This window comes from Streptomyces sp. NPDC044061, assembly GCF_056434305.1.
Map to the genome: position 1 here is coordinate 36,910 of NZ_JBWKFL010000006.1, position 11,833 is coordinate 48,742.

Genomic DNA, 11,833 nt, shown 5'->3' on the forward strand with positions numbered 1-11,833 from the left:
CGCCGGTTCCGCCCTTGCCGCCGGTGTCGCCACCCGTGCCGCCCTTGCCGCCGTCACCACCGGTCTTGCCACCGGTCCCGCCGTCACCGCCCTTACCCCCGGTGTCACCACCGGTTCCGCCGGTTCCGCCCTTGCCGCCGGTGTCGCCACCCGTGCCGCCCTTGCCGCCGTCACCACCGGTCTTGCCACCGGTCCCGCCGTCACCGCCCTTACCGCCGGTCTTGCCGCCGGTTCCGCCGTCACCGCCCTTGCCGCCGGTGCCTTCGTGCCCCTTCTTGTGGTGGTCCTTGTTGTGGTGGTCCTTGTGGTGGTGGTCCTTGTGGTGCTCCTGCTTGTCATGGTGGGTGGTCACCATCGACACGGCCGCAGAGTCCGGCATCGTGCCCGCCGAGGCCGCAGTGGCCGGAAGGATGATTCCGCCGGCGACGACCACCGCCGAGGCGACGATCGTCGAGAGACGGAAACCGCGCTTGGTACGGATTTCCTCGTGGTTCTCGTTGTTGCGCTGCATTTGATTTCTCCTACTCGGTGTCCGGGGCCCTTTTCGCTTTCCGGTGTCTCCGGTGCGGCCCGTGCTTCAAGTAGGCGGGAATACCGGAACGCGGTCACGTTCCGAGGACTCGGGACTTGACGAGGAGAAAATCACCCGGTATTACGCGGGTCCCCCGAGAATCGGGGCGGCCCAGGCCGGCGGGTCGGGCACCGGGCCGACGACGGGGAGGGCGCCCGCCACCCGGACGTCCACCAGCGTCGGCGTACGGCCGCGGAGGCCGGAATCGGCGAGGGACTCGGCGAGGGCGGCACGCAGGGCCGCGACGAACTCCAGACAGGAGCCGTAACGGTCGTCCGGGGCCTTGGCCAGCGCCTTGCGCAGGACGTCGTCGGCGGCCTGCGGGATGCCGGGCCGTTCCTCGCTCAGCACCGGCGGCGGGTCGTACTGGTGCGCCCACAGCAGTTCGAGGTCGTCCTCCCGCCGGAAGGGCGGGGCGCCCGCGAGGGTCTCGTAGACGACACAGGCCAGACTGTAGAGGTCGGAACGGCCGTCCACGGGACGGCCCGCGACCCGCTCCGGCGCCACGTAGTCGAGGGTGCCGACGAACTCGCCCGCGGTGGTGAAGCCGGTGAGCGACAGGGACTTCTTCGCCAGCCCGAAGTCGGTGAGGTAGACGTGCTCGGGATGGTCGCTGTCGACGCCCTTGGCGACCAGCACGTTCCCGGGCTTGACGTCCCGGTGCACCAGGTCTCGCTCGTGGGCCGCGTCGAGCGCGGACGCCAGCTGGCCGGCGATGCGCAGCGCGGCCGGCAGGGGGAGCTGGCCGTCGCGGTCGAGTACGGCGCGCAGGTCCAGCCCGTGGACGTAGCACATCGCGATGTACAGGATCCCGTCGGTCTCGCCGGCCTCGAAGACGGGGACGATGTGGGGGTGGTCGATGGCGGCGGCGACCCGTGACTCCTGGTGGAAGCGGCGGCGGAAGGCGTCGTTTCGGGTGTATTCGGGCGCGAGCAGTTTGAGGGCGACCGTGCGGCCGAGACGCAGGTCCGTGGCGCAGTACACGACGGCCATGCCGCCGCGGCCCAGCTCGCGCTCCACCCGGTAGCCGGCGATCTCCGTCCCGATCGGGCCGGAGGGTTGCACCACCTGCCCACTCACGCCTGAATTCTATCGAGTTGATCCGTACCCGCGCTTGTCGGTGCGGCTGCCCGTTCGCGGCACGGCGAGGGCCCGGGCCTCCCTCAGGGGACCCGGGCCCTGCCTGTCCGGTGGCGTCCGTCACGCCGCCACCGGAACCTCCGGTGCCGCGCCGTTCGTGGCGGGCGCGAGCGCCAGCTCCAGGACCTGGCGGACGTCCGTCACGGCGTGGACGTCCAGCTTGTCCAGCACCTCGGCCGGGACGTCGTCCAGGTCGGGCTCGTTGCGCTTGGGGATGATCACGGTGGTCACCCCGGCGCGGTGGGCGGCGAGCAGCTTCTGCTTCACGCCGCCGATGGGCAGCACCCGGCCGGTCAGCGAGACCTCGCCGGTCATCGCCACGTCCGTGCGGACCAGCCGGCCGGAGAGCAGCGACGCGAGTGCCGTGGTCATCGTGATGCCCGCGCTCGGCCCGTCCTTCGGGACCGCGCCCGCCGGGAAGTGGATGTGCACGCCCCGGTCCTTCAGGTCGGCCACCGGCAGCTCCAGTTCGGCGCCGTGGCTGCGCAGGAAGCTCAGCGCGATCTGCGCCGACTCCTTCATCACGTCGCCCAGCTGACCGGTCAGGGTCAGGCCGGCCGCGCCCGTCTCCGGGTCGGCCAGGGACGCCTCGACGAAGAGGACGTCGCCACCGGCTCCGGTGACCGCGAGACCGGTCGCCACGCCCGGCACGGACGTACGGCGCTCGGCCGGGTCCTGGGCGGACTCGGGCACGTGGTGCGGGCGCCCGATCAGACCGCGCAGGTCCTCGTCACGGACGGTGAACGGCAGCTGCCGCTCGCCGAGTTCGTGCTGGGCCGCGACCTTGCGCAGCAGCCGCGCGATGGACCGCTCCAGGGTGCGCACGCCCGCCTCGCGGGTGTACTCGCCGGCGAGCTTGCGCAGCGCGCCCTCCTCGATCGTGACCTCGTCCGCGGCCAGCCCTGCCCGCTCCAGCTGGCGCGGGAGCAGGTGGTCACGGGCGATGACGACCTTCTCGTCCTCGGTGTAGCCGTCCAGGCGGACGATCTCCATACGGTCGGCGAGCGCCTCCGGGATGGCCTCCAGGACGTTGGCGGTGGCGAGGAAGACCACGTCGGACAGGTCCAGTTCGACCTCCAGGTAGTGGTCCCGGAAGGTGTGGTTCTGCGCCGGGTCCAACACCTCCAGCAGTGCCGCCGCAGGATCGCCGCGGAAGTCGGAGCCCACCTTGTCGATCTCGTCCAGCAGGACGACCGGGTTCATGGACCCGGCCTCCTTGATGGCGCGGACGACACGGCCGGGCAGCGCGCCGACGTACGTACGCCGGTGGCCGCGGATCTCCGCCTCGTCCCGGACGCCGCCGAGGGCGACCCGGACGAACTTCCGTCCCATGGCGTGCGCGACGGACTCACCGAGGCTGGTCTTGCCGACACCGGGCGGGCCGACGAGCGCGAGCACGGCACCGCCGCGCCGCCCGCCGATGACGCCCAGGCCGCGCTCACCGCGCCGCTTGCGCACCGCCAGGTACTCGGTGATGCGCTCCTTCACGTCCTCCAGGCCGGCGTGTTCGGCGTCCAGGATCGCCTTGGCTCCCTGGATGTCGTACGCGGAAGCGCTGTCGTCGGTCCGCTCGTTCCACGGCATCTCCAGGACCGTGTCCAGCCAGGTGCGGATCCAGGACCCCTCCGGCGACTGGTCGGAGGCGCGCTCCAGCTTGTCGACCTCCTTGAGGGCGGCCTCGCGGACCTTCTCCGGCAGATCGGCGGCCTCCACGCGGGCACGGTAGTCGTCGGACTCCTCGCCGTCCTCCTCGCCGTTCAGCTCGCGCAGCTCCTTGCGGACGGCTTCCAGCTGACGCCGCAGCAGGAACTCGCGCTGCTGCTTGTCGACGCCCTCCTGGACGTCCTTGGCGATGGTCTCGGCCACGTCCTGCTCGGCGAGGTGGTCGCGGAGCTGCTGCGCGGCGAGCCTGAGGCGGTCCACCGGGTCGGCGGTCTCGAGCAGTTCGACCTTCTGCTCGGTGGTGAGGAAGGGCGAGTACCCGGAGTTGTCGGCGAGCGCGGAGACGCCGTCGATGGCCTGGACGCGGTCCACGACCTGCCAGGCACCGCGCTTCTTCAGCCAGTTGGTGGCGAGCGCCTTGTACTCCTTGACGAGCTCCGCCACCTGACCGGGCAGCGGATCGGGCACGCTCTCGTCGATGCGCGCGCCCTCGACCCACAGCGCCGCACCCGGGCCGGTCGTACCGGCGCCGATCCGCACCCGGCCACGGCCGCGGATGAGGGCCCCCGGGTCGCCGTCGGCCAGCCGGCCGACCTGCTCGACCGTGCCCAGCACACCGGTCTTGGCGTACGTGCCGTCGATGCGCGGCACCAGCAGCACCCTGGGCTTCCCGGGCTCCGACCGGGCGGCGGCCTGTGCGGCCTCCACCGCGGCCCGCACCTCGGAGTCGCTCAGGTCCAGCGGAACCACCATCCCGGGCAGCACGACCTCGTCGTCGAGCGGCAGCACGGGCAACACGAGCGTGAACGCCGTGGACTCAGCAGCCATGATCTCCCCTTGGGCAGTCAACTTGAGCTATGCCGACTCAATGCTCATGAGCCCATGATTGTTCCCCCGGCGCTGTTCGCTCTCAGCGATCACCCGTGGCGGGTCCTGCCGCCCGCCGTCCCGCCCACCCCGGGAGCACGGGCATCAAGGAGCGGGCGGCTGCGCGGGAACCGTGGGCCTGTTGACACACCCGAGAGCACGGACCACCGCTCTGGCGGACCGCAAGAGGTACTTCTCGTGGTCGCGGGCCGACGTCCCGCTGGTGAGAGTGTCGGACAGCACGCCGGCCAGCGGCGTCCTCGCCTCCTGCCCCGGCCTGGTGCCCGGGATCCTGCACTTGACGTACACGCCGTACTGGGTGACCCCCTTGGCATCCTTCACCCGATGCAGTTTCACAGCGGCGTTCACCTGGGTCAGGATCCCTCCCTTCCCCTTGCCGTCCGGCCGGAAGTCGAAGGGAAGGGAAGAAGGCCCGAACCGTATCCGCAGCTCCTTGTTCCCGCCCGACGAGAACGCGGTTGCGGTGCACACGTCGGATGCCCAGTGATATCCGTCGGAATCCCCGGATTCCACCTGCTTGTAGTACTGCTCCTTCGCGCTCTTCAGGCTTTCCCCACCCCAGTCGACACGATCTTGGCCATCCGTGTGCGCATGCTGATCGAGCCAGGTGACGCCGGAGTCGCCCAAGACCTCTTCGCAGCCGCCGGACACCGAATCCGGTTGTTCTTTCCCCGCGGTGCAGGACGTGGCCGCCAGGGCCAGGGCGGCCAGGGCCAAGGAGGCGGCGGGAACTCTCTTCATCAAAATCCTCGGACATCCTTGGTGTCGCTGCGGGCGCGCCCCTTGTTGTAGGCGTCTTCCGCATCGTCCGACAGATCCCATATCTGGTCGTCGGACATTCCTTGTTGCTGTGCGTAGTTCAACAGAGGTGTCATGGCGTTGTGCTGGCCGGTTTCCCGGGCCTTGTCGATTCCCTGGAGCGCCTGGTCGGTGTTGTCGAACTCGTTCTCCTTGAGCCAGTCGACCGTCTGGTTCCCCATGTGCGTCTCCGCCGCTCCACCGACCGCCTCGAAGGCAAGAGGTACGGCGATCGCCGCGGCCGCACGGGTGGGGACCACCACCTCCGACGCCACCCCGACCGTGGTGCCGATCACGGCACCCGCGGCGAAGTCACGCCAGGCGCCCTGCTTCTCCAACTCCCGGTTGGCGGCTTCCTTCTGGTCGGCGAATTCATGGCCGATGCTCTCGAACCGGGCCTGGTCGAGCATCCCGTGCATCATGACGCTGTGCAGGGCCACCCGTTTCACATCGCCCGCGTCGCCGCCCTGGGCGGCCATCAGACTGGAGCCGTAGGTCTGCTGCGCCGCGGACACCGTGTTGTACGCGTCCTCGTCACCGGCGACGGCGCGGAGGAAGTTCGTGGTGCTGGTCGCCCCGAAATCGGCGAGATGATGTCTGTCCGCACCGAACCGGGCATCGCGCCCGTTCACCTCTCCGCTGCCGCCGAAGTCGGCGGCGGAGTAGTTCAGGCTGTCGATGTGGCCCGCCGCCATGTTGGCCAGGCTGTCGCTGATGCCGGGCTGCTTCTCGATCACATCCGCCGCGTTGTAGTTGTTCATGACGCGCGCCATCAGATCCGTCCGCTCCTCGCGCGCCTCGATCTGCGCCGCGGTCTTCAGCGGCGGAATGCCGGGATCCTTGTCGTCGTACGCGTATCCCAGCGTGGCGGACTCCAGAGCATGACCCAGGTTGTCGTACCCGACCGGCTTCCCGTCGTCGCCCACGGGCCACTGCCGGGCGCCTTTCTCATGGCCGGCGAGGTAGTCGAAGTTGTCGATCTTCTTGTCGCCCTCGCCGCTCGATCCCTCGAAGAAGTCGAGAGAGGCTTCCGGGTTGTGACCGAGAGCGTCCATGAAGCCGGCGACGGGGTCGTTGAGGTCGCCGGTGGGCGGGTACTCCAGGTTGGTGGTGTCGCGCCAGGCCACCTTCGGGTCGCCCGGGTACGTGCGCTCGTACTTCAGCATCGCGTCGCCGTAGTCGTGCAGGAAGCCCGAGTCGAACCGCCCCTTGTGCATCAGACTGCTCATGACCTGGAACCCGTTGGGGCCCATGGGCATGGACGGGTCGACCGGGAACGGCTTGCCGCCGGCGGCGATCACGTCCTTCTTCCACGCCTCCATCGCGGGGCTGTCGCCGTGGGAGGCGTTGGCGAGGGACATGCCGAGGTTGTCCTGGACATGCGCCAGCAACTCGGCCCTGTCGCCCTCCACCGCGCCTCCGGGCGGAGCGGCCAGGTCGCGCCAGAACTGGAGCGTGCCGTCCGCGCCCAAGCCGGTGGCGAACGTCTCGGTGAAGCCCGGGTTGTCCCGCTGGTTCTCCAGCATCTCGTCGAAGCGGGCCAGCTTCGCCTTGCTCCACTCCTTGACGTCGCCCTTGGCGATCTCCTTCTGCCAGTACGCGGCGTCCGCCTTGCCCTGCTCGCGGTCGGCTTCCTTGACGCCGTCCGGCCCGCGGTCGGTGAAGTCGTACTTGTTCTTCGTCAGACCGCGCAGGGCCCGCGCGACGACCCGGTCGGTCTCGGTCGCCTCCCACAGGATCCGGGTGATCCGGCTCCGGGCCGCGTCGAGTTCATCGTCCGTCGGATAGTGGATGTCCTTGCTGTTTCCGGCAGCCGCGCCGGGAGGGGCGGCGGAGGAAACCGCACCGTTGCCGCTGACGTAGATGTTCTGCTTCGCCAGGTCGTCGATGGCGGTACGCAGATGCTCCTTGTGCTTGGTGAAGTCCGCGTGCGCGTCGCGCAGCAGGCCCATGACGCTTTTCGCCTCGGCGGCGGCGTCCGCGAACTGCTGCGCCGTCTTGGTGACGAACTCACGGGACACCGTGGCGTTGGCGCCCTTCCAGTCCGCGGCGTTCGCCTTCTTCTCCAGGTCCGACGCGGCGAGGTCACCACCGCCGCCGGTGGCGAGCTTCTCCAGTCGGCCGGCCATGGTCTTCCAGTCGTCCACGGCGGTTTTGAGTGTGCCCAGACGCAGGTCGGTGAGCTCTTGCACGGTCAACTTGTCCGTCATGCGTGATATCAGTCCCCGTTATCCCCGTTGTTCCCGTTGTCCCCGTCGTTTCCGGTCGTGTCGATGCCGCCCGCCGTCGCCGCACCGGCCGTCGTACGGTGGCGGGCGAAGATCACCGGAAGTAGTCGTTGATGCGCGAGACGGTCATGAGGTCACCGGACGCGTTGCGCATGCCGGTCACGACGTGGTGCTCGTCCTGCGCGTGCTGGGCGCGCGTGAAGTCCAGGTGGTTGGAGATGTGGGCGCACGCCTCGTTCAGCGTCTGCAGCTGGGTGTTCCACGCGTCGTGCACCTCGAGCAGGGCGGAACCCATGTCCAGCCCGTCGTTGAAGAGGTCGTTGGACGCCGTGAACGTGCTCGGCCGCGCGAAGTCACCGTCCACCCGCACCTTCTCGTGCAGGTCGTATGCCAGGTTGCCGAGCCTGCCCAGCTGGTCGTCATGGACCACGAGGTCCGCGCTCCCGCCGCCGCCTCCCGCGGCCGGGACCTGATTCAGCTGCATCTGCGTCGATCGCTTCTGCACAGCCTCGGACTTGAGCTGCTCCCACTCTTCCCAGGCCATCCTGACGCCCCTCCCGTTTGCGATTACGATGGCTAAACCTTCTTTGCCTGCCCATTAAGCAGTCGAACATTCCTACCCATGCGGATCACATGACGGCAACCGTCCACCCCGATCCGGCACCGCGTCTTCACAGCCTCGGTCCAGCTCCTCCCACGGGAGGGCGGGACGGGCGGCTCGCACGCCGCGCCGCGGCCACGAGCCTGGCCGCCTCCGTCGCACGGGCGGTCAGAGGGAAGCTGCCGAGGCCTCCGGGACGTGACGCTCCGGCGCGTGCTGCCAGCGCCGGATCAGTGGCCAGCCGGCTATGCCGATCGTGAGGGCGATCAGATGGCCCCAGTTGGTCATCGGATCCTGGAAGGCGATCAGGTCGTCCAGGAGCGTGCCCGCGACCAGGGCGAGGAGCGGCCAGCGGAGCCAGGGGGTGAGGAGGCCGGTCAGGGCGCCGATGCTGGCCGCGACGCCGAAGCTGATGCCGTAGTCGAGGCGGTGCAGCGAGGTGGCCGGCAGATGGCCCACCAGCACGGCGAGGCCCACCGGGACCTCCGTGGCGAGGGTGGCGAGGACGTGCCCGGCCAGGAACACGCAGGCCGCCCGGACTCCGCCTATCCGCCGCTCCAGCGCGCCGAGCACAAGCACGAAGGCGGCCGCGTACGGCGACACGATCCCGCCCGCGATCCACAGCGCGCTCGCCAGCAGCACCAGGACCGGAGTCCGCATCAGGTGGGCGACGTCGGTGCTTGAGTTCTGATGGAGCGTGTGCACCAGCGCGGGGTCGGACCGGGCCGCCAGCAGTGAGGTGAGGGCGAGCAGGGCCGCGTAGGCGAACGTGAACGGCGTGCCCGTGGGAGTGGGCAGCAGGCGCCAGGGCCGGAGGCGAGGGCGGGCCGCGGCCGGGCGCGGGCCGGTGACCGGGGCCGTCGGCGCCGGCCGCTGCCGTGGGACCCCGTCGAGGAGACCGGCGACGTCCGGAACGGTCGCGGGCCCGTCGGGAAGGGGCGCGCCCAGGGGCGGGGACGCGGCCGTCGCGGGGCCGGTCACGGTCCGTTCCACGGTGAGGCGCTCCTTCCGTCGCGCCCCACCCTTCGTGCTCACGAGTCGGCTGTCTATGACCGACGCCACGCGAGAGCGGATTCACAGCAACCTCAGAGGGCTCGCGGGCGTCCGCCCCGGCCCGGCGCCCACCGAGCCCGTCCGCGCGTCGCACGAACGGGTACATCGTGTCCACGGCCCCCGCCCCGTCCCCTTCAATTCCCGTGAAGTCAACGCCCCGTTCGCGCAGGATGGGCGCATGACAGCCATGCACGACTCCCCCGTGGTCCTGGACCGTCGCGAAGGCCCGTACGGCGAGGTGGTGCTGCGCAGACAGGGCGAGCTGCTGCAGATCATCGCCAACGGCTGCTTCCTGATGGACACCTCCGACGGCCGCTCGGAGCGTCTGCTGGTCGACGCCGCCTACGAGGCGCTGGACGGCCGCCCGGCGCCGGACGTGCTGATCGGCGGGCTGGGTGTGGGATTCTCGCTCGCACATGCCGCGGCGAATCCCGGCTGGGGCCGGATCGACGTGGTCGAGCGCGAGCCCGCCGTCATCGCCTGGCACCGCAGCGGGGGACCGCTGTCCACGCTCTCCGCGGACGCTCTCGCCGATCCGCGCACCAAGATCGTCGAAGCCGACCTCGTGACCTACGTCAATGAGACATCGGACACGTTCGACGCCCTTTGTCTCGACATCGACAACGGCCCTGGCTGGACCGTCACCGAGGACAACGACGGCCTGTACGCCCCGGCCGGACTCGTCGCCTGTGCAAGGGTGTTGAAGCCTGGAGGGGTGCTGGCTGTATGGTCGGCCGAACCCTCTCCGGAATTTGAAGGAACCTTGTGGAATGCCGGGTTCCGTCAGGTGCGTACCGAAGAGGTGCCCGTTGCCCGGGGCGTTCCGGACGCTGTTCACCTCGCCGTCCGCCCTGGATAGCGACGGCGCGGTGTGTCCCCGTAATGTGCTGCCCTGACGCCGATCATTCAAGCGTCAATCGCAGTCATGGGATCACCCCACGGATTCCGGAAAGCAACAGGGGCGGGCGATGGAGCAGACACACACCTCCCAGACCGGCGCGGCGACGACCACCCCGGGCGCGCAGCGCCGGGTGCTGGTCGTCGAGGACGACCCCACGATCGTCGACGCCATCGCGGCCCGGCTCCGCGCCGAGGGATTCCTCGTGCAGACCGCGTCCGACGGTCCGGCGGCGGTCGACACGGCCGAGGCCTGGCAGCCCGATCTGCTGATCCTCGACATCATGCTGCCCGGCTTCGACGGCCTGGAGGTCTGCCGGCGCGTGCAGGCCCAGCGCCCGGTGCCGGTGCTGATGCTCACCGCGCGGGACGACGAGACCGACATGCTGGTCGGGCTCGGGGTCGGTGCCGACGACTACATGACCAAGCCGTTCTCGATGCGGGAGCTTGCCGCGCGGGTGCACGTCCTGCTGCGGCGGGTGGAGCGGGCCGCGGTGGCCGCCAGCACCCCGCGCAGCGGCATCCTGCGGCTCGGTGAGCTGGAGATCGACCACGCGCAGCGCCGCGTGCGGGTGAGGTCCGAGGACGTCCACCTCACGCCGACCGAGTTCGACCTGCTGGTGTGCCTGGCGAACACCCCGCGCGCGGTGCTCTCCCGGGAGCAGTTGCTGGCCGAGGTGTGGGACTGGGCGGACGCCTCCGGCACCCGGACGGTGGACAGCCACATCAAGGCACTGCGCCGGAAGATCGGCGCCGAGCGGATCCGCACGGTGCACGGTGTCGGGTACGCGCTGGAGACACCGACGCCATGAGCGGCGGGCGGGAGGCCGCACGGAGGAGCCCCGGGTCCTCGGCCGAGGAGCCCTGGGGCGGCGTACGCCCGTTCTCGATCAAGACCAAGCTGGGCGCTCTGGTCGTCATCTCGGTGCTGATCACCACCGGTCTGTCGATGATCGCGGTGCACACCAAGACGGAGCTGCGCTTCATCACGGTCTTCTCGATGATCGCCACACTGCTGATAACGCAGTTCGTGGCGCATTCACTCACCATGCCGCTGGACGAGATGAACACAGTGGCCCGCTCGATCTCGCAGGGCGACTACACGCGTCGGGTGAGCGAGAACCGCCGTGACGAGCTGGGCGACCTGGCCCAGACGATCAACGTCATGGCCGACGAGCTGGAGGCCCAGGACCGCCAGCGCAAGGAGCTGGTGGCGAACGTCTCGCACGAGCTGCGCACCCCCATCGCGGGCCTGCGCGCGGTGCTGGAGAACATCGTCGACGGGGTCACCGAGGCCGACCCGGAGACCATGCGGACGGCGCTGAAGCAGACCGAGCGTCTCGGCCGCCTCGTGGAGACCCTGCTGGACCTGTCCCGCCTCGACAACGGCGTCGTACCGCTGAAGATGCGCCGCTTCGAGGTGTGGCCGTACCTCTCGGGCGTACTGAAGGAGGCCAACATGGTCGCCTCCGCGCGCGCGGGCATCGCCTCCGGCTCCGGCAGCCACACGCGCACGGACGTGCACCTGCACCTGGACGTGTCCCCGCCGGAGCTGACCGCGCACGCGGACCCCGAGCGCATCCACCAGGTCGTCGCCAACCTGATCGACAACGCGGTCAAGCACAGCCCGGCGCACGGCCGGGTGACCGTGAAGGCGCGGCGCGGGCCGCAGCCGGAGTCGCTGGAGCTGGAGGTCCTGGACGAGGGACCCGGTATCCCCAGGTCGGAGTGGCGCCGCGTGTTCGAGCGCTTCAACCGTGGCGCGGTGAGCCGGCCGCACGGCCCGGGCAGCGACGGCGGTACGGGCCTCGGGCTGGCGATCGCCCGGTGGGCGGTGGATCTGCACGGCGGCCGGATCGGTGTGGCCGAATCCGACCGGGGGTGCCGGATCATCGTCACTCTCCCGGGACTGACTTCCACCCCAAGTTGACGTAAAGTCCGAACCGGAACCTCAAGATCCACAGACGTCCGCTCAGCCGGACACGTGTGATCAGG

General features: G+C 70.0%; 10 protein-coding genes. 3 read left to right on the plus strand and 7 right to left on the minus strand.

The annotated features are described in order from the left end of the window. The 7 genes from AC07CM_RS11600 to AC07CM_RS11630 form a co-directional block, all read right to left on the minus strand. Positions 1-511, minus strand: a 511-nt coding sequence (locus AC07CM_RS11600; RefSeq protein WP_478876170.1) for a hypothetical protein, incomplete at its 3' end; no start/stop codon positions are given. 141 nt (positions 512-652) lie between these two features. Next, positions 653-1,651 (minus strand): serine/threonine-protein kinase, encoded by a 999-nt coding sequence (locus AC07CM_RS11605; RefSeq protein ID WP_478876171.1) that lies wholly within the window; start codon positions 1,649-1,651, stop codon positions 653-655. A gap of 120 nt (positions 1,652-1,771) precedes the next feature. Further along, positions 1,772-4,201 carry an endopeptidase La gene (gene lon / locus AC07CM_RS11610; RefSeq protein ID WP_478876172.1) on the minus strand — a complete coding sequence of 810 codons (2,430 nt, stop codon included), beginning with the start codon at positions 4,199-4,201 and terminating at the stop codon, positions 1,772-1,774. A 144-nt stretch (positions 4,202-4,345) separates the two neighbouring features. Further along, positions 4,346-4,978 carry a hypothetical protein gene (locus tag AC07CM_RS11615; RefSeq protein ID WP_478876173.1) on the minus strand — a complete coding sequence of 211 codons (633 nt, stop codon included), beginning with the start codon at positions 4,976-4,978 and terminating at the stop codon, positions 4,346-4,348. Between the two features lie 23 nt (positions 4,979-5,001). Continuing rightward, on the minus strand, positions 5,002-7,269 hold the full coding sequence (locus AC07CM_RS11620) for a hypothetical protein (RefSeq protein WP_478876174.1): 2,268 nt from the start codon (positions 7,267-7,269) through the stop codon (positions 5,002-5,004). Positions 7,270-7,381: 112 nt separating this feature from the next. After that, a complete protein-coding gene (locus tag AC07CM_RS11625; RefSeq protein WP_478876175.1) occupies positions 7,382-7,831 on the minus strand; it encodes a hypothetical protein in 450 nt (149 codons plus the stop codon). A 225-nt stretch (positions 7,832-8,056) separates the two neighbouring features. Beyond that, entirely contained in the window at positions 8,057-8,881 is an 825-nt protein-coding gene (locus AC07CM_RS11630) for a rhomboid-like protein (protein ID WP_478876176.1), read from the minus strand. A 238-nt stretch (positions 8,882-9,119) separates the two neighbouring features. On the opposite strand from AC07CM_RS11630, the gene AC07CM_RS11635 reads away from it, so the two are divergent. From AC07CM_RS11635 to AC07CM_RS11645, 3 genes are all read left to right on the plus strand, one after another. After that, complete coding sequence (locus tag AC07CM_RS11635) at positions 9,120-9,800, plus strand: spermine/spermidine synthase domain-containing protein (RefSeq protein ID WP_478876177.1); 681 nt, start codon at positions 9,120-9,122, stop codon at positions 9,798-9,800. A 109-nt stretch (positions 9,801-9,909) separates the two neighbouring features. Beyond that, positions 9,910-10,650 carry a response regulator transcription factor gene (locus AC07CM_RS11640; protein ID WP_478876178.1) on the plus strand — a complete coding sequence of 247 codons (741 nt, stop codon included), beginning with the start codon at positions 9,910-9,912 and terminating at the stop codon, positions 10,648-10,650. Continuing rightward, positions 10,647-11,768 carry a HAMP domain-containing sensor histidine kinase gene (locus tag AC07CM_RS11645; RefSeq protein ID WP_478876179.1) on the plus strand — a complete coding sequence of 374 codons (1,122 nt, stop codon included), beginning with the start codon at positions 10,647-10,649 and terminating at the stop codon, positions 11,766-11,768. The genes AC07CM_RS11640 and AC07CM_RS11645 overlap by 4 nt, the downstream gene beginning before the upstream one ends. The last annotated feature ends 65 nt before the right edge of the window (positions 11,769-11,833 follow it).